This window comes from Lentzea sp. NPDC036949 (assembly GCF_055608075.1).
The window spans coordinates 115426-136185 of sequence record NZ_JBVJRA010000016.1 but is presented as its reverse complement, the minus strand read 5'-3'; the positions used below and the strand labels follow the sequence as shown (position 1 = coordinate 136185).

Genomic DNA, 20760 nt, shown 5'->3' with positions numbered 1-20760 from the left:
AATCGAAAGGGAACTTCAGTGAGCGACAACGTCCTGACCGGTCTTGCCGAGATCGTCGAAGAGGTCGCCGGTGTGGCCGCCGACGACGTCACCGCTGACAAGTCCTTCGTGGACGACCTCGACATCGACTCGCTGTCGATGGTCGAGATCGCCGTCCAGGCCGAGGACAAGTTCGGTGTGAAGATCCCGGACGACGAGCTGGCGAACCTCAAGACCGTTGGTGATGCGGTGGATTACATCACCAAGAACGCATGAGTTCGAACATCGACGTCGTCATCACCGGGCTGGGTGCCACCACCCCGCTCGGTGGTGACGTGACGTCCACCTGGGACGCGTTGCTGGCAGGCAAGTCCGGGGTCAGCCCCATGACCCACGACTGGGTCGAGAAGTACGACCTGCCGGTGAAGATCGCGTCGCAGCTCGTCGTCGACCCCACCGAGGTCCTGCCCCGCGTCGAGGCGCGGCGCCTGGACCGTTCGGAGCAGGTGGCCATCGTCGCCTCGCGCCAGGCGTGGGCCGACGCGGGCCACGACGACGACACCGTCGACCGCGAGCGCCTCGCCGTCATCATCGGCACGGGCATCGGCGGCGCGATCACCCTCCTGACCCAGGACGACCTCCTGGAGCAGCACGGCCTGCGCAAGGTGTCGCCGCTGACCGTCCCGATGCTGATGCCGAACGGCCCGGCCGCGCACGTGGGCCTGGAGCTCAAGGCGCAGGCGGGCGTGCACGCACCGGTCTCGGCCTGCGCGTCCGGGGCGGAAGCCATCGCCTGGGCCTACCGCATGATCAAGGCCGGCGAAGCCGACGTGGTCGTGGCGGGCGGCGCGGAAGCCTGCATCACCGCCATCCCGGTGGCCGGCTTCTCCCAGGCCCGCACCATGAGCACCCGCAACGACGAGCCGGAGAAGGCCTCGCGCCCGTTCGACACGGCCCGCGACGGCTTCGTCCTCGGCGAGGGCGCGGGCGTCATGGTCCTGGAACGGCGCGAGTTCGCCGAGGCCCGCGGCGCCAAGATCTACGGCCGCCTGGCGGGCATCGGCACCTCCGCCGACGGCTACCACATCACCGCCCCCGACCCCGAGGGCGTCGGCCAGTCGCGTGCCATCGCCGCATCCCTGCGGTCCGGCGGCATCGACCCGTCCGACGTCGGTCACGTGAACTGCCACGCCACCTCCACCCCGGTGGGCGACGTGGCGGAGACCGTGGCCGTCCGCAAGGCCATCGGCGACCACCCGGTCCTCACCGCCCCGAAGGGCGCCCTCGGGCACCTGCTGGGCGCGGCGGGCGCGGTGGAGGCGATCATCACCGTCCTGTCGATCCGCGACGGCATCGTTCCCCAGACGCTGAACCTGGAGAACCTGGACCCCGCGGTCGCGCTGGACGTGGTGGCCGGTGAGCCCCGCAAGATCAAGCTCGACGCCGCCGTGAACGACTCGTTCGGCTTCGGCGGTCACAACGTGGCACTGGCCTTCACCTCGGTCTAGTTCCCGCTGTGCGCAGCGCCCCGGTCCGCTTCGGCGACCGGGGCGCTGCCGTTTCTCGGCTTAGGCCAGTGGCGGCCGGTGGGTGGGCAAGCGCGAGCCGGTGGCACTCGCGGACGTGTTGCCGGGCCGGCGGGAGCCGTCGGGCGGCCGAGTCAGCGGGAACCCTCGAACGGTGGAGGTCGGCGACGAGCCGCTAGCACCGCTCCATCTGCGGCGTCCGGTTCTCCGGGGCCTCGTCCACCCGCCATTCCCCGCCCTCCCGCACCACCACGTACACGACCCGCCACCGGATGCACCCCTCCGGCAACGCGACGGGGGCCTTGGCGACGTCCTGCGTGGACACGAACGAGATGAGCGCCCGCACCCGCCGCCCGACCACGTCGGACTCGATGCGCTGCACGACCACCCCGCCGTCGCGGGTGGTCTCGTAGGCGGCCCGCCACGTCTCCTCGACCGCCTGGGACGCGCGGCGGGAGGACACCGCGGCCGACCAGGCCCGGAAGTCGCGGGCGTTGATGGCGTCGAAGTACCGCTGCAGCACCGACTGCACCTGCTGGCGGTCGGGGTGGGTGAACGAGTCCGCGCTGAGCCGCACCTCCGGCGATCCGGGCAGCTGCCCTGCGGAGGAGGCGACGGCGGGTTCTCCCGAGGCCTCCGCGGGGCGCAGGTACACGGCCCTGCCCACCATTCCGGCCGCGACGGCCGCACCGGTGATCACCACGACGGCCGGCACCAGCCAGCGACTCGCTGCGCTCCCCACCCGAGGAAGCCTAGACCCCGCGCACCGGGGGTGATCACGGGTCGCACGCACCCGGTGCTCCGTTACACCGGAAAGAAAGATTCACTCGAAAAGTTGAGATTGTGTCGTGATCAACGGTTGCATGTGGCAAGACAATGATTGGCACATAAAAAGTTGATGACCAATCCCATACTCCGAATGAGTTCCTTCGGGGGTAACCCTACCGCCATTCGGCCGCATCAAACGCGCATATGTCGCGATTTTCGGCTTCACCCGGACAGCCCAAGGGACACGGGCCGTGTCCGACCGTTGCCCACCCCTAACTATACGTCGCGAACCGTGTGGAATACCGCAGGTCAGCGCTTCGCAATTAAAAGAACGCGCTGGTGCCGTTTAGCGAGGTGCCCGGCAAGCGAAGCTGACTCATCGATCAGAAACCTCTCAACCGGGTGATCTGGCTCCAAACCTCTTTACTCTGAGCAACATACGCGCCGGTAACCCCGGGTCTTTCGGACACGAACGGGTTACCCATATGCCCCCAATGGCGGATTGGCCATAGCTTCGAAAATGTGCGGGAATATGCGGCGTCAACGGAATTGCGAAACAGTGAGGGAGGTAATTCGGTGGATCTCAGATACGAGGCGTTCTGCTTCGCGGATCGACGGTTCTACGATCTGCAGAGCAGCACCGAAAGCGGCCTCCCGGGCGATGACTTCGCGCACCAGCTGCCCGCTCTTCCGGATGGCTGGGTGCAGGCCGAGCGCAACGTCTGGCGGCACCTGCACCCGCACGGGGTGCAGCTGCCGAAGCAGGGGTGGAAGATCCACGTCTCGGCCGGCCTGGACAACGCGACCGCGGTGCTCAAGGCGACCTTCGACTACTGCGTCGAGCGGCGGATCCCGTTCAAGTACCTGCAGACCGTCTCGATCGTGCTGGCGCGCAACTCGAAGTACGCGCCCCGTGAGGGCAGCGGCAAGCTCATCACGATCTACCCGACGAGCACGGAGCAGCTGGAGCAGGTCCTGACCGAGCTCGCCGCGGTGCTCGACGGGCAGCACGGCGCGTACATCCTCAGCGACCTGCGCTACGGCAAGGGGCCGCTGTACGTGCGCTACGGCGGGTTCTCCGAGCAGTGGCTCGAGGTCGACGGGCAGCAGGTGCTCGCGATCGAGGGGCCGGGCGGCGAGCTCGTGGCCGACCAGCGCAAGCCGGTGTTCAGCCTGCCGGAGTGGGTGGAGCTGCCGGAGTTCCTGGCGCCGCACCTCGCGGAGCGCAACGCCGGTGACCCGGAGAAGTTCCCCTACCGGATCAAGAGCTCGCTGCACTTCTCCAACGGTGGCGGCGTGTACCTCGCGACCCGCAAGAGCGACGGCAGGGAGGTCGTCCTCAAGGAGGCGCGGCCGCACGCCGGGCTCGACCGCGAGGGGCGCGACGCGGTGGCACGGCTGGAGCGCGAGTACGAGGTGCTCACCCGGCTCGCCGGCGTGCGGGGCGTTCCCGCGGTGTACGACCGCTTCACCGAGTGGGAGCACCTGTTCGTCGCCATGGAGTTCATGCCAGGCCGGTCGCTCGGCCAGTGGCTCGGGATGAACTACCCGTTGACGCACAAGGAAGCCGGCGACGAGAAGGTCACCGCCTACCGGGACCGCGCGCTCTCCCTCGTGCGCAAGGTCGAGGACCTGGTGGCGCGGGTGCACGAACGCGGCGTCGTCTTCGGCGACCTGCACACCATGAACGTCCTGGTCGACGAGGACGACGAGGTCTCGCTGATCGACTTCGAGCTGTCGTCGACGATCGAGGACCTGCACCGGCCGACGCTCGGGGCCCCCGGCTTCCAGGCACCGGCCGACCGCGACGGCTTCGACATCGACGCCTACCCGCTGGCCGCGCTCAAGCTGTGGATCTTCCTGCCGCTCAACGCGGTCCTGGAGCTCTCACCCGCGAAGCTCGACCAGCACGTGCGGGTGGTGCGGGACCGCTTCGGGCTCGACGACGAGTACTGCCGGGGCATCGTCGACGTCCTCCGGCCGCGGGTCGACCCGCCGGCGGATCCGGCGTTCACCGCGTTCGACGACGAGGAACCGGACTGGACGCTGGTGCGCAAGGAGATCGCGACCGCGATCCTGCACAGCGCCACCCCGCAGCGGAAGGACCGGCTGTTCCCCGGCGACATCGAGCAGTTCGAGGTCGGCGGAGCCGGGTTCGCCTACGGCGCGGCGGGTGTGCTGCACGCGCTCGACGTGAGCGGCGAGGGCCGGTACCCCGAGCACGAGGACTGGCTGATCGCGTCGGTCCGCAGGGAACCGCCCAAGCAGCCCGGGTTCTACGTCGGCGCGCACGGCATCGCCCACGTGCTGGAGAACTTCGGCCACCACGACCTCGCGGCCGAGCTGGTCGAGAGCTACGCGCCGCTCGTCGCGACCACGCAGGACCACGGGCTGAGCGCCGGCCTGTCCGGCATCGGGCTCAACCTGCTGCACTTCGCCGACTCCCGGCACGACCACGGTTTCGCGGAGCAGGCCGAGGTGCTGGCCGAACGGCTCGCGCGGCAGCTCGCCGACGCACCGGGTCCCGGTGGCAAGGCGCGGGCGGGACTGCTGCACGGCTGGTCCGGTCCGGCGCTGTTCTTCCTGCGGATGTTCGACCGCACCGGCGAACACCGCTGGCTCGACCTCGCCGAGCAGGCGCTCGAACGCGACCTGGCGGAGACGATGGTCGCGCTCGACGGTTCGCTGCAGGTGCGGGACGGCAACTTCCGGTCGCTGCCCTACGTCGGCATCGGCGGTGCGGGCATCGCGCTCGTGCTCACCGAGCTCGCCGCCATCGCACCGGAACGCCCGTGCGTCGAGCAGCTCCCCGGCCTGCTCGACGCCTGTACCAGCGAGTTCGTCATCCAACCGGCGTTGACGCTGGGCAGGGCCGGTCAGCTGGCCACCCTCGCCCACGCGACGCGCCACCGCCCGGACGAGCGGTACGAGCGCTCGATCCGGCAGCACCTGCGGGCACTGGGCTGGCACGCCGTGCGCTTCGGCGGCGGGCTCGCGTTCCCCGGTGTGCAGCTGCGCCGGATGTCGATGGACCTCACCACCGGCGGTGCGGGCGTCCTGCTCGCCATCGCGTCCGCTGTGGACGGCCGCGCTCCCCTCCCCTTCCTGGGGAGGACCCAGACCCCGGTCCTCGCGGACCGGTAGCAGTGATCCAGCAAGATCCCTCTTAGCAAGGAGACCGTCATGGGCTTCATCCTCGACATGCAGGACCTCGAGACCCCCGAGGCGCCGGCCAACGTGCTGGCGGGCGGCGGCTCCGGCGGCGGTGGCGGCGGTTCGACCACCGCGTCCAACGCCTCGCTGCTGCTCCCCTGCTCGCACAGCACCGTCAGCCTGCTGGCCTGCTGAGCTGTTCCACAACTGAGCTACCCCGGCCGATGAGCGGCATAGGCGAAGTATGCCGCTCATCCGCCACCTGCAGGGCCCGGCAGCCGGCCAGCTGTCGGGCCCTCGCTCATGATGCGCCCTGACGCCCTCGGGAGGAACAGCGATGACCAAACCCGGTGACGCTCTGCTGTTCTCCACCGTCAAGCGCGACTACCGGCCGTGGCTGCTGCTCCTCAACGCCGCGGTCACCACCGCCGCCGGTCTGCTGCTGCCGGCCGCGCTGGCCGGTGCCGTCGACATGGCGCTGGGCGGGCGGTTCGTGCTCGCGACGATCCTGTTCCTGCTGGTCCTGGCCGCGGTCGAGATCGTCGGCGACGCGATCGGGATCGTGCTCGCGGCGAGCATCACCGCCCGCGGCACCGCGTGGTTGCGCCACCGGCTGTCCCGGCAGCTGCTCACGATCGGTCACCCCGCGCCGTTCGCCCACGGCGACGCCGTCAGCCGCGTCACGGGTGACTGCGGCAACGCGGGCGGTGTCGCCGTCACGGTCATCGGCCTGCTCGTCAGCGTCGTGTCGTCGGTGGGCTCGGTCGTCGCGCTGGCGCTGCTGGACTGGCGGCTCGCCGCGGTGTTCCTGGTCAGCGCCCCGCTGGCGGGCCTGCTGATCCGCACCCACCTGCGCCTCACCGCCGACGACGTGCTGACCTACCAGGAGGTCTCCGGCGAGGTCTCGGCCCGGCTGCTCGACTCCGTGTCCGGCCTGCGCACGATCTCCGCCGCCGGTCTCGCCGACCGCGAGACGCGCCGCGTGCTGCAGCCGCTCCCCCGGCTCGCCGCGGCGGGCGCCGGGATGTGGCGCACCCAGGCCAGGATGATGTGGCGGGCCGGGCTCCTGCTGCCCGCCGTGGAGGTCGCGGTGCTCGCGGCCGCCGGGTTCGGGGTGCTGCAGGGCAGGCTGAGCGCCGGTGACGTGCTCGCCGCCCTCGGCTACGCCGCGCTGGGCATGGGGATCGTCGGCCAGATCACCCAGCTCACCGTGCTGGAACGCACCCGCGCCTCCGCCGGCCGGATCGCCGAGGTGCTCGACACCCCGCCACCGCACCGCCCCTTCGCCCGCGCCCCCCGCGACGGGGCACTCGAACTGCGCGGTGTCAGCGTCGACGGCGCGCTCCACGACGTCGACCTCGTCGTCCCGGCCGGCGCGTTCTGCGCGGTCGTGGGCAGCTCCGGCGCGGGCAAGTCCGCGCTGGCCGCCGTGCTCGGCGGACTGTCCCCTGTGGACTCCGGTGAGGTCGCGCGGTCCGGCGACGTCGGGTACGCCTTCGAGCGCCCCGCTTTGCTGGGCACCACGATCGGTCGTTCGATCGCCTACGGAACGGACGCGGACGAGGCGCGGGTCCGCGCCGCCGCCGTCGCCGCCCAGGTGCACGACGTGCTGGTGCGGCTGCCTCACGGGTATGAGACGCCGGTCGCCGACGCCCCGCTGTCCGGCGGTGAGGCGCAGCGGATAGGCCTCGCGCGTGCGATCGTGCGCGACCCCGAGGTGCTCGTGCTGGACGACGCGACCGCCAGCCTGGACACCGTCACCGAGGCCAGGGTGGACGACGCGCTCACCACCGCGCTGCCCGGCCGCACCCGCGTCGTCGTCACGCACCGGCCGGCGACGGCGGCCCGCGCGGACCTGGTGGTGTGGCTGGAGAACGGCCGGGTGCGCGCGACCGGCACCCACCAGGAGCTGTGGGACGACCAGGAGTACCGCGCCGTGTTCACCGGGGGCGAGTGATGCGCTTCTACCTCTCCACGCTGGCCGGGCACCGCCGCGGCGTGCTCGTCCTGCTCGCCTGGTCCGCGCTGGAGGGCATCCCGGCGTTCTTCGGCGGCAAGCTCGTCGGCACCGCCGTGGACAGCGGGTTCGCCGCGGGCCGCCCGGTGGCCGGGCTGCTGTGGCTGCTCGCGTTCGCCGCGCTCGCCGTCGCCGGCGCGCTCGGTCAGCGCCAGGTGTTCGCCCGGCTCGGCGATGTCGTCGAGCCCATGCGCGACGCCCTGGTCACGCAGGTCGTCAAGGGCGTGCTGAACAACCGGACGCACCGCCGCACCCCGGACGCCAGCGCCGTCGCGATGATCACCCGTCACGTCGAGGTGGTCCGCGACGCCACCGCCGGCGTGCTCGTGCAGGCCCGCGCGCTGCTGGTCACAACGGTCGCCGCGCTCGTCGGGCTCGCCACGACCGCGGCCGCGCTGGTCTGGCTCGTCGTCCTGCCGATCGTCGCGGCGCTGGTGCTGTTCGGGTTCCTGCTGCCGTCGCTGGCGAAACGGCAGCGCAACGCGGTCATGGCCGAGGAACGCACCGCGGAGGCGACCGGCGGGGTGCTCACCGGGCTGCGCGACGTCGCCGCGTGCCGGGCCGAGCAGGAGGCGTTCGCGGACGTCCGGGCGCAGGTCGACGAGCAGGCGGCGGCGACGGTCGCGGTGGCCTGGGCGAACGCCCTGCGGGCCACCGTGATCGCTCTCGGCGGCTTCGCACCGGTCGTGCTGCTCGTCGCGTTCGCACCGCCGCTGGTGGCGTCCGGTCAGCTCACCACCGGCGCGGTGCTGGCGGCGGTCGTCTACCTGACCAACAGCGTCAACCCGGCGCTGCACGGCCTGGCCCGCACCACGAGCACCGTCGTGATGCGGCTGATGGTCGCACTCAAACGACTTCAGGAGGCTGCGCCGCGGCAGACCGGCGACGACGGCGTGGAGGTGCCCGTCAGCTGCGAGTTCACCCTCAGAGACGTCACGTTCGGCTGGAGCCCGGACGCCGTGCCGGTGGTGAAGGACCTGAACCTGTGCATCGGACCGGGCGACCACCTGGCCGTCGTCGGGCCGTCGGGCATCGGCAAGTCCACTGTGGCCGGTCTGCTCACCGGTCTGATGCCACCGGACCGGGGCGAGGTGCTGTTCGGCGGGCGGCCGGTGGACCGGGTGGTGCCGTCGGTCCGGCACCAGGCGATCGCGCTGATCCCGCAGGAGACCTACCTGTTCACCGGGACCGTGCGCGAGAACCTCGCCCTGCTGGCGCCGCAGGCCACCGACGCCGAGCTCCTCGCGGCGGTGAAAAGCATTGGGGCCAAACCACTTCTTGACCGGCTGGGCGGTCTGGACGCACGGCTGGGCCACGCGGGCGAAGGGCTGTCCGCCGGAGAGGCGCAGCTGCTCGCGCTGGCACGGGTCCACGCGACGCCGGCGGCGGTGGTGATCCTCGACGAGGCGACCTCGCACCTGGACCCGGCGGCGGAGGCGCGGGTGGAGCGCGCGTTCGCGGCCAGGAAGGGCGTCCTCGTGGTGATCGCACACCGGCTGAGCTCGGCGTTGCGGGCGGACCGGGTGCTGGTCATGGACGGTGGCGCGCCTCTTCTGGGCACGCACGAGCAGCTGCTGGAGACCTCGCCGACCTACGGCAGGCTGATGCTCGCCTGGGACCCCACCCACCACGAGCGAACCCCGCTGCCCAACCGGTAGCGGGGTCCACTCAGGACTGGCCGGGCGCTCACCCGACGCGGTGCAGCCACGTGACCGGCGCGCCGTCGCCGGCACGGCGGAACGGTTCCAGCGCGTCGTCCCACGCCGCGCCGAGGAGCTCGTCGACACCGTGCGCGAAGGACTCACCGCCGCGGGAGCGTGCGGCCAGCGCACGCAGCTGGTCCTCGTTCACGACGATGTCGCCGTTCGCCGAAGTGCGCGCGTGCCACAACCCCAGCACGGGCGCGAAGCAGAAGCGCTCTCCGTCCTGACCTGGGGACGGTTCCTCGGTCACCTCGAAACGGAGCATCGGCCACGCGCGCAGCGCAGCAACGAGTTTCGCGCCGGTACCGGCGTCACCGGCCCACGCACATTCAGCGCGCAACTGTCCTGGTGCCGCGGGTTGCGCTGCCCACCTGAGGTCCACTCGTTCGCCAAGGGTGCCCGAGATCGCCCACTCGACGTGCGGACAGACCGCAGACGGCGACGAGTGGACGTAGACCACGCCACTGGTGCTGCCACGGGTGCTCACTGCTGACCTCCGCTACTCGACGAGGGACGTCTTCCCCTACGCCTTTGCCGAGTGAGGTGATCACCGTGGAACCCGTTCGCTGCATTCTGCCTCGACTTGAGGCATGTCCGCCATAAGAACCAGCTCGATCATCACCCGACCGGGTCAGATACAGGTCTTAAGTCCCGATCTCCCCTGCCGAGCGATGCGTGATCGTGATCTCCAGCGCGTTTACCGCGGCGACGATCGTGGTGGACGTGCCCAGGTCGAGCAGGGCGGGACCGTGCTGCGGCTTGACCGTCACCGGGCCAGGGTCGAACGCCCCGCCACCGGACGGCCCAGGAGTTGCCGACGACCTGTCGTGGCCGCCGCGACAGGGGAGGCGGCGGCCACGGGCACCACGGCGAGTAGTGCAGCACGTCTGCAACTGGACCCTCCGTGAACATAGGCAGGTAATCCATCCAACGAGTGATCCACTTTCCGGTGACGGGTGTCACGCAACGTCTCGACTGGCCGCAGGTGAACGACCCCGGAGCGCTACGGTGTGCCCCCGTGCGGAAAGGTGGGGACTCGTGCGGTTGATCCGTCTGGGCGCTGAACCCTCGGCCATCGGGGCGGACGTCCGCGCTGCCCTCACCGCGTGCGGCGCGGGCACGGAGGTGCTCGGCGGGGTCGCGTTGACCGGCGTGCAGCCCCCCGACTGCCCGGTGCCGCTGGACGCGGTCGTGGTGTTGCCCAAGGGCGTGCTGGTGATCGTGGGCGTGGACCTGCCCGACCCCGCCGTGAAGCTGGAGGCCCCGCTCGGCGGGACGTGGACGATCGACGGCTGGCCGCTGGTCAGCCAGGACGGCATGCCGAACCCGGCGACCGAGGCCGTGGCGGCGGCGACGGCGGTGGCCCAGCGGTTGCAGGCCATGCGCGCCGAACCGCTGCCGGTGAGCACGGTCGTCGCGGTCGGCCCGTTCGTGAGCCAGGTCGTGCAACCCTCCGCGGACCTCAACCGCGGTGTGCGGGTGCTGCACCCCAAACCGTCCACATTGCTCACCGCGGCACGCGAGCTGGCCACGTCGGCGGTGCCGTGCTCGGCCGAGCACGCGGCCAAGCTGCTCGCCGTCCTGCAGACCACCGGCACGCCGCCGGACACCGCGTCGCTGCTGGGCGAGGGCTTCTCCGACGCCGTCTCCCCCGACCTGGCCTCCGCCAGCACCATGCTGATCCCGAAGATCGGCGTGCGACCGCCGGTGGGCAGGCGCGGGCCGGTCAAGCTGCGCTGGCCCCACCTCGCGGGCGCCGGTCTGCTCGTGCTGGTCCTGCTCGTGTGGCTGGTCGTGGCGCTGCCCGGCGGTGACCCGCAGGTCGGTGCCACGGAGACGCCGCCGCCCGGCCCGACGACGGTGGTCGTGGACGGCACGACGTTCGTCCCCCGAGACGCCCAGCAGGACGAGGACTGCGCTGCGCAGGCGTTCGGCGACGTCAAGGCCTGGCTGGTGGCGAACGAGTGCGGCCGGGTCCAGCGCGCCACCTACGAGACGACCGTCAACGGCCGCAAGGCGTCCGTGCTGGTCGCGGACCTCGACGTGATGGACGCCCCCAGCGCCAAGGCGTTCCACGCGATCGTGGCGGCCCCCGGCTCCGGTGGCGTGAACGCGCCGGACGGCAACCCGCTGGCGAACGCGACGTTCGCGAGCGGCGTGAAGGGCAGCCACGTCCAGCTGGCGTTCGTGGTGTGGTCCGGCGGGGCCGGCGACGCCGCGCTCGACCCGATCGCCAAGCAGGCGTTGCGGCTGCCCACCTCCCGGTAGAGGGTGGAGGGCATGATCGGACAACTTCGTTCCGTGGTGGTCGACTGCCCCGACCCCTCCGAGCTGGCGTCGTTCTACGAGAAGCTCCTCGGCGGCGAACGCCTCGCCGGCAGCGAGGACCCCGACTGGGTGGTGGTCGTCGCGAGCGGCACGCGGATCGCGTTCCAGCGCGCGCCCGAGTACGTGCCGCCGGTGTTCCCCGACCCGCACGGCTCGCAGCAGTTCCACCTCGACGTGCTGGTCGAGGACGTGGAGCTCGCCGAGTCCCAGGTGCTCGCGCTCGGGGCCAAGCTGCTCGCGCGCGACAACCCCGACGACTACCGCGTCTACACCGACCCGGTCGGGCACACGTTCTGCCTCCTGTGGCTCACCTAGAACCGTTCTAGTGTGGCGCCATGGATTTCGACGTCATCGTCATCGGTGGTGGCCCCGTGGGTGAGAACGTGGCCTGGCGGACGGCCGCCGGTGGCCTGTCCACCGCCATGGTCGAGAAGGAGCTGGTCGGCGGCGAGTGCTCGTACTGGGCGTGCATGCCGTCCAAGGCGTTGCTGCGCTCCGGTCACGCGCTCGCGGCCGCCCAGCGGGTCAAGGGCGTGGTCGGCGGCAGCCTCGACCCGCTGGCGGTGCTGGAGCGGCGCACCTCGTTCACGTCCGACTGGGACGACGCGGGTCAGGTGCAGTGGGCCGAGTCGGTCGGCATCACCGTCCTGCGCGGTGACGGCGAGGTGACCGGCGAACGCGAGGTCACCGTCGGCGGCGAGGTGCACCGGGCGCGGCTGGCCGTGGTGGTGTGCACCGGCAGCGTGCCGAAGATGCCGCCGCTGGACGGCATTGACGACACTCCGGTGTGGACGTCCCGCGAGGCCACGTCGGCGCGCGCGGTGCCGGAGTCGCTCGTGGTGCTCGGCGGCGGCGTGGTCGGTGTCGAGATGGCGCAGGCGTGGGCGCGGCTCGGGTCGAAGGTGACGCTCGTGGTGTCGGGCGACCGCCCGTTGCCGCGCATGGAGGACTTCGTCGGGCCGCTGGTCGCCGAGGGCCTGCGGGCCGACGGGGTCGAGGTGCTGCTGAACGCGCGCGCCGCGGCCGTCGAGCCGGGCGCGCTGACGTTGCGGGACGGCCGGGTCGTGCGGGGCGCGGAGATCCTCGTCGCGACCGGGCGGGTGCCGGCGACGAAGGACGGCAAGCCGATGAGCATCGACGACACCGGTCTCGTGTCCGGCGTGGACGGGCGGTGGCTGTACGCGGCCGGTGACGTCACCGGGCGTGCGCTGCTCACCCACCAGGGCAAGTACCAGGGCCGGGCGGTCGGGTCGGCGATCCTGGAGCGGTCGCGCGGCTCCGAGCCGGAGCCGTGGTCGGCGGGCCAGGCCAGCGCCGACCACGTGGCGGTGCCGCAGGTCGTGTTCACCGACCCCGAGGTGGCCTTCGTCGGGCACACCGCGGAGGAGGCACGGGCAGCCGGACGCGATGTCAAGGTCGTGGACCTCGACATCGCGGTCGCCGGGTCGTCGCTGCACGCCGACGGCTACAGCGGCAAGGCGCGGATGGTCGTCGACGAGCGCACCCGCACCCTGGTCGGTGTCACGTTCGTCGGCCAGGACGTGGCCGAGCTGCTGCACGCCGCCACCATCGCGATCGTCGGCGAGGTGACCGTCGACCGGCTGTGGCACGCGGTGCCCGCCTACCCGACGATCAGCGAGGTGTGGCTGCGGATGCTGGAGGCTTACGGCCTCTGAGGTTCCAGCACGCCGCCGAGCATGCCCGTGAGCAGCTCGTTCGCCGTGCCGACCACGTACGCGCGGTCGTCGGGGTCGACCCGTTCGGCCAGCTTGAACAACGCGTCCGCGGTCTGCACGGCGATGCGGAAGGTCAGCATGACCGGTGCGTCGCCGTGCGCGCCGAAGCGGTTGACGAACATCTCGGCGAGCCGTTCGGCCATCAGCTCGTACTGGTCGACGCTGGAGTCGAGCCGGTGGCTGTCCAGCATGTCGCTGAACCGCACCCGGCCGAAGCCCGGCAGCTCCGCCAGCATCCGCATGTAGACGGCGACGACCTGGGTCATGGCCTCGCGCCAGGTGTCCGCGATGAGGTCGCTGGAGAACAGTTCCTCGACCTCGCTCAGATATGCCTCCATACCGCGCAAGGCGAGCGCGTGCACCACGGACCGCTTGTCCGGGAAGTATTGGTAGAAAGAACCGATGGGCACTCCGGCCACGTCGACGATGCGCGCCGTGGTGATGTCGTCGTAGTCGTATTCGTTCAGCAGGCTCGCACAAGCGTCCAGGATCGCGGAGACGGTGGCCGCACCGCGTTGTTGCACCGGCTGCCGACGCATCACCCTGGCCAACCTGCCCCTGGCCGGATCTTCATGCACAACGACATCTTCATCCATCGGACGGCCGAAGCCCAAGCACGGGTTCCCGGCAGTTCTCAGCCGGGATCTCCGCGCCGTTTGCGGCGGGCCACCCAGGCGAGGTCGACGAGGCACACGACGGCGAGCAGCCACAGCACGACGGCGAGCCAGACGAGGTCGGCGCGCAGGGCCAGCCACCCGGCGACCGAGTTGAAGACCAGCCCGAAGCCGGCGAGCCACAGCCGCAGCGTCAGCGCGCTGCGCGGCGGGGCGGGCGGAGGGAGGTAGTCGCTCACCTCACCCGGTTTCCCGCAGCAGCGGCGCCTCAACCGACCTCAGCGGCCGCGGCGGTTTCGTCACGTAGGGCTGAACGAGGCGGGTGAGCGCCACACCGGGCGCGATGAGCGGCACCACGGCGGTCAGCACGGCGGCGGTGGTCGCGGCCCTCAGCACGTCCCTGGGCATGACGGCGACCCGGTCGACGACGAACGCACGCCGCCCGGTGAGCGACACGACGGCGAGGACGGCCAGGAACACGAGCATGCTGAGCATCGCCCGTTGCACGGCGTGCTCGTACCCGGCCGCCTCACCGGCGACGAGCACCGCGAACCAGCCGGCCAGGGCGGGCAGCTGCCCCTGTTCGGTGGTCGCCGCCCAGCTCAGGCCGCCCAGGGTGGCGAGCCAGGCGAGGACGTCGGCGCGGTCCTGCGCCCAGGCGGTCGCGACGTGCAGGGGCAGGCCGGTCCAGGAGAGCAGGCCGAGCGGTGTCGGCGGGTGGGCGGCGAGCTGGCCCAGGACCCAGGCGAGCAGCCACGCCGACAGCAGCACCGCGAGTGCGAGCTGCCACCGTGGCCGGCGCACCACGCAGCGGGCGAGCCGGACGATCTCCGCGCGCGTCATACCCCCACCTTGCCGTCCCGCGGTGCTCCGTGGAGAAACGTCACCCCGATGCTCACCCGTGCGGCCCTCGTCCGGGGGTGTCGACCACGCTGCGCAATCCACGATCGTGTGACGGATCTTTCCTATGCTGAAGTGATGAGCATCGATCAGCTCCTGCGTCTGCCCAGCTACCTGATGCTGCAGCTGGTGCGCGAGGCGCGGCGGCTGGGCCGGGGGGAGCTGCGCGGGCCCCAGGTGACGGTGCTGGCCTGCCTGGCCGAGCAGGAGGCGGTCGCGCAGAAGCGGATCAGCGAGCAGGTGCGGATGGACCCGAGCGACCTGGTGTCGGTGCTCGACGACCTGGAGGGCCGCGGGTTCGCCCAGCGCAGGCGTGACGTGCGGGACCGGCGGCGGTTCACCGTGTCGATCACCGCGGCCGGGCGCGAGGCGTTGCGGCAACGGCTGGAGGCGGCGCGGGCGCACGAGGAGGAGCTGCTGGCGTCGTTGACCGAGCCCGAGCGGGTCGCACTGACCACACTGCTGCGGAAGGCCTACCTGCACCACGCGGACATGCGTGTAGATTAGCCAGTCTGCGCTCAGACGACGGAGTGCGGGCAGGAGAATGCGATTCAGGATAAAACCTGACGTCGCAGGGTATCGAGAAATGAGGCACGTTGTCAAGCCCCTCCGATGACCTCCGGTCGGCCGAAATGGAGCCGGAGCAGGAATACGTGGCCATGTTGTACGGCCGGCTCGACGACCTCCGCGAACAGACGTCGAAACGCCTCGCACAATCGTTGCGACAAACCGGCGGCACGCACCAGATGCGGTCCGAGCGCGACACCTCCGTCGCGATGTACACGGATCAGCTGGCGCAGTACAGCGCGGTCGAGAACGGCCTCGCGTTCGGCCGGCTCGATTTCCACAACGGTGACCGGTTCTACATCGGCCGAATCGGTCTCTTCGACGAGGACAAGGAATACGAGCCGCTGCTGATGGACTGGCGCGCCCCCGCGGCCCGCCCGTTCTACCTCGCGACCGCCGCCTCCCCCGACGGCGTGCGCCGCCGCCGGCACCTGCGCACGCGCTCCCGCAAGGTCATCGGCCTCGACGACGAGGTCCTCGACATCAACTCGGTCGAGCCGTCCCGCAACGAGGGTCTGACCGGCGAGGCGACCCTGCTGGCCGCGTTGAACGCCTCCCGCACCGGCCAGATGAGCGACATCGTCGCGACCATCCAGGCCGAGCAGGACGTCATCATCCGGTCCGAGCTGAACGGCGTCGTCGTCGTGCAGGGCGGTCCCGGCACCGGCAAGACCGCGGTGGCGCTGCACCGCGCCGCCTACCTGCTCTACACGCACCGCCGCCAGCTGGCCAAGCGCGGCGTGCTCGTGGTCGGCCCGAACACCACGTTCCTGCGCTACATCAGCCAGGTCCTGCCCTCGCTGGGCGAGACCGGCGTGCTGCTCTCGACCGTCGGCGAGCTGTTCCCCGGCCTCACGGCGGTGGGCAGGGAGTCGCCGGAGGTCGCGACGCTGAAGGGCCGCGTCCAGATGGCCGACGTGATCGCCGCCGCGATCCGCGACCGCCAGGAGGCCCCGCCGTTCTTCGACATCCGCTTCGACAACGACGTGCTGCGCCTGGACCGCCGCGCCATCTCCGACGCCCGCGGCCGCGCCCGCCGCACCCGCCGCCCGCACAACGAGGCCCGCCGCACGTTCGCACGCGAGATCATCTCGACGCTCGGCGGCATGGTGGCGGCCAAGCTCGGCGGGCACCTGCTGGACAAGGCGGACGTGGACGACATCCGCCGCGAGCTGCGCGAGTCCGAGGAGGTCCAGGCCGCGATCTCGGCGCTGTGGCCGGTGCTGACGCCGTTCTCGCTGCTGTCCGAGCTGTACGCGAACCCGAAGCGCCGCAACCGCGCGATGTCGAAGTTCACCCGCGAGGAACGCGACCTGCTGCAGCGGACCTCGGACGACTGGACCCCGGCCGACGTCCCGTTGCTCGACGAGGCCGCGGAACTGCTCGGCGAGGACGACACGGAGGCCAAGGCCCGCGCCGAACGCCAGCGCCGCCAGGCCATCGAGTACGCCCAGGGCGTCCTCGACATCCTCGACCTGGAGGACGACGCCGACCCGGACATCCTGATGGCCACTGACCTGATGGACGCCTACCGGCTGGCCGAACGCCACGGCGTGGACCGCTACGAGACCGCGGCCGAACGCGCCGCGGCCGACCGCACCTGGACCTTCGGCCACATCATCGTGGACGAGGCCCAGGAGCTGTCCGCGATGGCGTGGCGCACGCTGATGCGCCGCTGCCCCAGCAAGTCCATGACCGTGGTCGGCGACATCGCCCAGACCGGCGACGTCGGCGGCGCGCTGTCGTGGGACTCCGTGCTGTCCCCGTACGTGCAGAACCGCTGGCGCCTCACCGAGCTCACCGTCAACTACCGCACCCCGGCCGAGATCATGGAGGTGGCCGCGGACGTGCTCGCGTCGGTGGACCCCTCTCTCGTGCCGCCCGCTTCGGTGCGCGACACCGGTGTGCCGCCGTGGGTCGCGTCGGTGTCGTCGTACGCCTCCGAGGTCCCGGCGCTGATCTCGTCCGAGGTCGCGGCCGTGGGCGACGGCAAGGTGGCGGTGATCGTTCCCGCGGCACTGCTGCCGTCGGTGGGTGCGGCCGTGGTGTCGGAGGTCGCGAACTCGTCGACGGGCGAGCTGGAGGACGCGCAGGTCGTGGTGCTGGGGGTGACCGACGCCAAGGGACTGGAGTTCGACTCGGTGGTCGTGGTCGACCCCTCGGGCATCCTGGAGGAGTCGCCGCGCGGGGCCTCCGACCTGTACGTGGCGTTGACCCGTGCGACGCAGCGGCTGGGTGTCGTGCACTCCGGGTCGTTGCCGGACGTGTTGTCCCGCTTGAAGGACTGAGCTCCTCCCGGCCTCCTGCGCGAAACGGTCGCGGTGCCGCCGACGGCATCGCGGGCGCGGAGGAGGCCGGGTGCGTTCAGCGTGCCAGCGCCAGCCCCAGGGCAGCAGCCCCCACCCCCAGCACGACGCTGACCGCGACGTTCACCAGCGCCGCCCGGTACTTCTCCTGCTCCAGCAACGACACCGTCTCGTAGCTGAACGTCGAGTACGTCGTCAGCCCACCGCAGAACCCCACCCCGAGGAGCGGCATCCACGCCGTCCCCACGAAGAACCCGATCAGGAAGCACCCCAGCACGTTCACGACCAACGTGCCGTACGGGAACGCCGACCCGGCCCGCTCCTTCACCGCCCAGTCGACCAGGTACCGGGCCGGCGCACCCAAAGCCGCCCCCACGAACACGGCGAGCACCGTCACCGCGTCACCCGCACCCCGACGAAAGCCGCAGCCACAGCACAAATCGGCGTCAGCAGAAGGAACAAAGGCCGTCCCGCCAGCGCGTACGACGAGAACGTCGTGAACCCGCCCAGGAACCCGACGCCGAAGAACGCGCGGACCAACGGCCGCGGCGCGGTGCCCATCAGCACGCCGATCAGGAACGACCCCAGCACGTTGATCACGAACAGCCCCAGTGCGCCGGGCACGAACGCCGACATCCCGTAGCGCGCCACGCCGCCGAGTCCGCCGCCGAGCGACACCAGGGCCACGAACCGGGGGTCAGGACGGTTCGGCAAGGTGCTCCACCAGGTGGTCCAGGGCCTTCAGCGCGCGCACGACGTCCTCCCGTTCCGAGGACTCCAGCTTGCCCAGTGCGGCGCCGATGCGCTTCTCGTGCTCACGCTGCCAGACGAGCAGCTGTTCGTGTCCACGGGGTGAGACGGATAGCCGTGCTACCCGCCTGTCCCTGGGGTCGGCGCCGCGGACGACCAGGCCCGAGTCGATCAGCTGGGACACCAGGCCGGAGACCGTGTTGGGGGCCAGCCGCAGCGACGCGGCGAGGTCGCCGACCTTCATCGGGGGGCGTTCCGCGAGGGTTTGCAGCAGCTCTACCTGCGCCATCGGCAGGGACTCCCACGGCCAGTCCGCACGGATGCTCGTCCGCAGCGCCCGGCGCAGGCGGGTGACGACGTCGGTGAGCGTGCGGGCTTCGTCTGACATGCGGAAATCTTACTGAACGCGGGGATATAGCTCTGTGTCAGATATGATCTGACCACGATGAACTGGTTCGTCACGGAGTCCCCCAGGCCGGCGTGGATCGCGCAGTGGCCGAAAGCGCGTTGGCTGGTCATCGCGACCGTGTGCTTCGGGGCGTTCATGGGGCAGTTGGACGCCTCGATCGTCACGCTCGCGTTCCCCGCGATGGCAGAGCACTTCGGGCACGACCCGGAGATCGTCTCGATCAGCTACCTGGTCACGCTGGTGGCGTTGCTCGTCCCAATGGGCAGGATCGCCGACCGGGCCGGGCGCAAGATCGTCTACATCTACGGGTTCGCGCTCTTCACGGCCGCGTCGGTGGCGTGCGCGTACGCGCCGAACTTCGAGCTGCTCGTCGGTGCCAGGATCGCGCAGGCGGCGGGCGCGGCGATGTTGCAGGCCAACAGCGTCGCGCTGGTCACGACGAACGTGCCGCCGGAGCTGCGGCGCAAGGCGCTCGGCATCCAGGCCGCGGCGCAGGCGGCCGGGCTCGCGGCGGGGCCGTTGCTGGGCGGGTACCTCGTCGAGCACCACGGGTGGCAGGCGGTGTTCGCGATCAACGTGCCCATCGGCGTCGTCGCCATGATCGCGGGCCACTACCTGTTGCCCCGCACCAGGAGCACGCGGGAAGAGCGCGGCAGGCCCGGTCTCGCGGTGCTGCCGGGGCTGCTCGGCGTCGGGCTGACCTACGCGGCGTTGTTCGCGCCGATGACGTTGCTGCCGTTCACGATGAAACAACCGTTGGCGCACATAGGGCTCACGATCGCCGCGCTGCCGCTGGGGTTCGCGGTCGCCGCGACGCTCATCCACCGGCCGGGTGCCAGGACCGGGGCGTTGATCGCCGCCGTGGCGGTGCTCATGCCGGTGCCGCCGGTGGTGCAGCTGCTCGCGGCGGGCATCGGGCTGGGCATCATCGCGCCGTCGTGCACGCGACGGGTGATGGGCGCGTTGCCGGACCACCAGGCCGGTGTGGGCAGCGGGATGGTCAACGTCGCGCGCGGACTCGGCACCGCGCTGGGTGTCGCCGTCGCGTCGCTGCTCATCAACGCGTTCCAGTAGTGGCACCGGTTTCCGCTAGGCCGAAAGGGCGCCTCGGGGCGCTACCCCTCCCGCTCGCCGGTGGTGCCTCAGTAGCCTGGGCGCATGTCTGAACGGGTGAGCTGGGTCCCGCAGAACGTCGACACCGGGAAGCCGAGTGCCGCGCGCCTGTACGACTACCTGCTCGGCGGGGGGCACAACTTCGCCGCCGACCGGGCGCTCGCGGAGAAGTTCCTGAAGGCGCAGCCGAACGCGCGCACGATCGCGCGGCTGAACAGGGCGTTCCTGCGCAGGGCCGTGTTGTTCATGATGGACAACGGCATCCGGCAGTTCCTCGACCTGGGCAGCGGCATTCCGACGGTCGGCAACGTGCACGAGATCGCGCAGAAGGCCGACCAGGACTCGCGCGTCCTGTACGTGGACTTCGAGGAGGTCGCGGTCGCGCACAGCCAGCTCATCCTGGAGGGCGACCCGCGCGCCGCGATCGTGCAGGAGGACCTGACCAGCCCCGTCGCGGTGCTCAAGGCCGCGCGGGAGAGCGGCGTGATCGACTTCACGCGGCCCGTCGGCGTGCTGGCCGTCGGCGTCTTCCACTTCGTGCCACCGGAAGCGGACCCGAGGGCGGTCGTGGCCACCTACCGCGACGCCGTGCCCGAGGGCAGCTACCTGGCGTTCTCCCAGTTCACGCAAGACCTCCAGCCCGCGGAGATGGCCGGGATCGTCGAGGTCATGAAGAAGAGCCAGAACCCGATGCACCCGCGCACCCGCGGTGAGGTCGAGGCGTTCTTCGACGGCTTCGAACTGGTCGAGCCGGGCATCGTGCCGTTGCCGCTGTGGCGCCCGGAGGGCACGAACACCGAGGACCCGGACAAGGCGGGCATCTACGCGGCGGTCGGGCGCAAGGTCTGAACCAGCGGTTCCGGACCGGCGGGCCTGGCCGGGAGGGGCCGG

Annotated in this window: 22 protein-coding genes; 13 read left to right on the top strand and 9 right to left on the bottom strand. The window is 71.2% G+C overall.

Features of this window, described 5'->3' with window-relative positions:
- The first annotated feature begins 18 nt into the window (after nt 1-18).
- Nucleotides 19-255: an acyl carrier protein gene (locus tag ACZ7CD_RS34375; protein WP_360397247.1), complete on the top strand. Its 237-nt coding sequence runs from the start codon at nt 19-21 to the stop codon at nt 253-255.
- Nucleotides 252-1487 (top strand): beta-ketoacyl-ACP synthase II, encoded by a 1236-nt coding sequence (gene fabF, locus ACZ7CD_RS34370; protein ID WP_470380549.1) that lies wholly within the window; start codon nt 252-254, stop codon nt 1485-1487. The genes ACZ7CD_RS34375 and fabF overlap by 4 nt, the downstream gene beginning before the upstream one ends.
- A 193-nt stretch (nt 1488-1680) precedes the next feature.
- On the opposite strand, the gene ACZ7CD_RS34365 is transcribed toward fabF, so the two are convergent.
- Complete coding sequence (locus ACZ7CD_RS34365; protein WP_360397243.1) at nt 1681-2247, bottom strand: hypothetical protein; 567 nt, start codon at nt 2245-2247, stop codon at nt 1681-1683.
- Between the two features lie 602 nt (nt 2248-2849).
- On the opposite strand from ACZ7CD_RS34365, the gene lanKC reads away from it, so the two are divergent.
- The 4 genes from lanKC (at nt 2850) to ACZ7CD_RS34345 (ending at nt 9101) form a co-directional block, all read left to right on the top strand.
- Entirely contained in the window at nt 2850-5417 is a 2568-nt protein-coding gene (lanKC, locus tag ACZ7CD_RS34360) for a class III lanthionine synthetase LanKC (RefSeq protein WP_470375791.1), read from the top strand.
- 39 nt (nt 5418-5456) lie between these two features.
- Nucleotides 5457-5621: a SapB/AmfS family lanthipeptide gene (locus ACZ7CD_RS34355; RefSeq protein ID WP_154697009.1), complete on the top strand. Its 165-nt coding sequence runs from the start codon at nt 5457-5459 to the stop codon at nt 5619-5621.
- Between the two features lie 142 nt (nt 5622-5763).
- The gene (locus ACZ7CD_RS34350; protein ID WP_470380548.1) at nt 5764-7383 is read left to right on the top strand and encodes an ABC transporter ATP-binding protein; all 1620 of its coding nucleotides are present in this window, start codon (nt 5764-5766) and stop codon (nt 7381-7383) included.
- Nucleotides 7383-9101, top strand: coding sequence for an ABC transporter ATP-binding protein (locus ACZ7CD_RS34345; protein WP_470380547.1), 1719 nt, complete (start codon nt 7383-7385; stop codon nt 9099-9101). The genes ACZ7CD_RS34350 and ACZ7CD_RS34345 overlap by 1 nt, the downstream gene beginning before the upstream one ends.
- A 28-nt stretch (nt 9102-9129) precedes the next feature.
- On the opposite strand, the gene ACZ7CD_RS34340 is transcribed toward ACZ7CD_RS34345, so the two are convergent.
- The gene (locus ACZ7CD_RS34340; RefSeq protein WP_157529558.1) at nt 9130-9633 is read right to left on the bottom strand and encodes a DUF3145 domain-containing protein; all 504 of its coding nucleotides are present in this window, start codon (nt 9631-9633) and stop codon (nt 9130-9132) included.
- A 157-nt stretch (nt 9634-9790) separates the two neighbouring features.
- Nucleotides 9791-9916, bottom strand: coding sequence for a hypothetical protein (locus ACZ7CD_RS34335; RefSeq protein WP_360397234.1), 126 nt, complete (start codon nt 9914-9916; stop codon nt 9791-9793).
- A 268-nt stretch (nt 9917-10184) separates the two neighbouring features.
- Between ACZ7CD_RS34335 and ACZ7CD_RS34330 the strand changes: the two genes are divergently transcribed.
- The 3 genes from ACZ7CD_RS34330 to ACZ7CD_RS34320 are packed head-to-tail and all read left to right on the top strand — an operon-like array spanning nt 10185 to nt 13150.
- Complete coding sequence (locus tag ACZ7CD_RS34330) at nt 10185-11414, top strand: hypothetical protein (protein WP_360397232.1); 1230 nt, start codon at nt 10185-10187, stop codon at nt 11412-11414.
- A 12-nt stretch (nt 11415-11426) separates the two neighbouring features.
- Complete coding sequence (locus ACZ7CD_RS34325; RefSeq protein ID WP_458433822.1) at nt 11427-11789, top strand: VOC family protein; 363 nt, start codon at nt 11427-11429, stop codon at nt 11787-11789.
- Nucleotides 11790-11809: 20 nt separating this feature from the next.
- Nucleotides 11810-13150, top strand: a complete 1341-nt coding sequence (locus tag ACZ7CD_RS34320; protein ID WP_360397230.1) for a dihydrolipoyl dehydrogenase family protein — start codon at nt 11810-11812, stop codon at nt 13148-13150.
- On the opposite strand, the gene ACZ7CD_RS34315 is transcribed toward ACZ7CD_RS34320, so the two are convergent.
- From ACZ7CD_RS34315 to ACZ7CD_RS34305, 3 genes are all read right to left on the bottom strand, one after another.
- Nucleotides 13138-13749 carry a TetR/AcrR family transcriptional regulator gene (locus ACZ7CD_RS34315; RefSeq protein WP_360397450.1) on the bottom strand — a complete coding sequence of 204 codons (612 nt, stop codon included), beginning with the start codon at nt 13747-13749 and terminating at the stop codon, nt 13138-13140. The genes ACZ7CD_RS34320 and ACZ7CD_RS34315 overlap by 13 nt on opposite strands.
- Nucleotides 13750-13844: 95 nt before the next feature.
- Complete coding sequence (locus ACZ7CD_RS34310) at nt 13845-14063, bottom strand: DUF6343 family protein (RefSeq protein ID WP_360397229.1); 219 nt, start codon at nt 14061-14063, stop codon at nt 13845-13847.
- A 1-nt stretch (nt 14064) separates the two neighbouring features.
- Nucleotides 14065-14667: a hypothetical protein gene (locus ACZ7CD_RS34305; protein WP_360397228.1), complete on the bottom strand. Its 603-nt coding sequence runs from the start codon at nt 14665-14667 to the stop codon at nt 14065-14067.
- A gap of 135 nt (nt 14668-14802) precedes the next feature.
- Here ACZ7CD_RS34305 and ACZ7CD_RS34300 point away from each other — a divergent pair, with 135 nt between their 5' ends.
- Nucleotides 14803-15231 (top strand): MarR family winged helix-turn-helix transcriptional regulator, encoded by a 429-nt coding sequence (locus ACZ7CD_RS34300; protein ID WP_360397227.1) that lies wholly within the window; start codon nt 14803-14805, stop codon nt 15229-15231.
- Nucleotides 15232-15320: 89 nt separating this feature from the next.
- Entirely contained in the window at nt 15321-17579 is a 2259-nt protein-coding gene (locus ACZ7CD_RS34295) for a HelD family protein (protein ID WP_360397226.1), read from the top strand.
- A gap of 76 nt (nt 17580-17655) precedes the next feature.
- Here ACZ7CD_RS34295 and crcB read toward each other — a convergent pair whose 3' ends face one another.
- Genes crcB through ACZ7CD_RS34280 form a run of 3 tightly spaced genes read right to left on the bottom strand, consistent with a single transcriptional unit; the run spans nt 17656 to nt 18735 of the window.
- Complete coding sequence (gene crcB / locus ACZ7CD_RS34290; RefSeq protein WP_470380546.1) at nt 17656-17994, bottom strand: fluoride efflux transporter CrcB; 339 nt, start codon at nt 17992-17994, stop codon at nt 17656-17658.
- Entirely contained in the window at nt 17991-18311 is a 321-nt protein-coding gene (locus tag ACZ7CD_RS34285; protein ID WP_360397224.1) for a CrcB family protein, read from the bottom strand. Before ACZ7CD_RS34285 ends, crcB begins: the two co-directional genes overlap by 4 nt.
- Entirely contained in the window at nt 18295-18735 is a 441-nt protein-coding gene (locus ACZ7CD_RS34280; RefSeq protein WP_360397223.1) for a MarR family winged helix-turn-helix transcriptional regulator, read from the bottom strand. The genes ACZ7CD_RS34285 and ACZ7CD_RS34280 overlap by 17 nt, the downstream gene beginning before the upstream one ends.
- Before the next feature lie 57 nt (nt 18736-18792).
- Between ACZ7CD_RS34280 and ACZ7CD_RS34275 the strand changes: the two genes are divergently transcribed.
- Nucleotides 18793-19830 (top strand): MFS transporter, encoded by a 1038-nt coding sequence (locus ACZ7CD_RS34275; protein WP_360397222.1) that lies wholly within the window; start codon nt 18793-18795, stop codon nt 19828-19830.
- A gap of 84 nt (nt 19831-19914) precedes the next feature.
- The gene (locus ACZ7CD_RS34270) at nt 19915-20718 is read left to right on the top strand and encodes an SAM-dependent methyltransferase (RefSeq protein ID WP_360397221.1); all 804 of its coding nucleotides are present in this window, start codon (nt 19915-19917) and stop codon (nt 20716-20718) included.
- The last annotated feature ends 42 nt before the right edge of the window (nt 20719-20760 follow it).

Excerpts from the sequence above, each read along its gene's own strand:
- fabF (WP_470380549.1), top strand. The coding sequence starts at position 252 with ATGAGTTCGAACATCGACGTCGTCATCACCGGGCTGGGTGCCACCACC.
- ACZ7CD_RS34355 (WP_154697009.1), top strand. The coding sequence starts at position 5,457 with ATGGGCTTCATCCTCGACATGCAGGACCTCGAGACCCCCGAGGCGCCG.
- ACZ7CD_RS34350 (WP_470380548.1), top strand. The coding sequence starts at position 5,764 with ATGACCAAACCCGGTGACGCTCTGCTGTTCTCCACCGTCAAGCGCGAC.
- ACZ7CD_RS34345 (WP_470380547.1), top strand. The coding sequence starts at position 7,383 with ATGCGCTTCTACCTCTCCACGCTGGCCGGGCACCGCCGCGGCGTGCTC.
- ACZ7CD_RS34325 (WP_458433822.1), top strand. The coding sequence starts at position 11,427 with ATGATCGGACAACTTCGTTCCGTGGTGGTCGACTGCCCCGACCCCTCC.
- ACZ7CD_RS34320 (WP_360397230.1), top strand. The coding sequence starts at position 11,810 with ATGGATTTCGACGTCATCGTCATCGGTGGTGGCCCCGTGGGTGAGAAC.
- ACZ7CD_RS34315 (WP_360397450.1), bottom strand. The coding sequence starts at position 13,749 with ATGCGTCGGCAGCCGGTGCAACAACGCGGTGCGGCCACCGTCTCCGCG.
- ACZ7CD_RS34305 (WP_360397228.1), bottom strand. The coding sequence starts at position 14,667 with ATGACGCGCGCGGAGATCGTCCGGCTCGCCCGCTGCGTGGTGCGCCGG.
- ACZ7CD_RS34300 (WP_360397227.1), top strand. The coding sequence starts at position 14,803 with ATGAGCATCGATCAGCTCCTGCGTCTGCCCAGCTACCTGATGCTGCAG.
- ACZ7CD_RS34280 (WP_360397223.1), bottom strand. The coding sequence starts at position 18,735 with ATGTCAGACGAAGCCCGCACGCTCACCGACGTCGTCACCCGCCTGCGC.
- ACZ7CD_RS34275 (WP_360397222.1), top strand. The coding sequence starts at position 18,793 with ATGAACTGGTTCGTCACGGAGTCCCCCAGGCCGGCGTGGATCGCGCAG.
- ACZ7CD_RS34270 (WP_360397221.1), top strand. The coding sequence starts at position 19,915 with ATGTCTGAACGGGTGAGCTGGGTCCCGCAGAACGTCGACACCGGGAAG.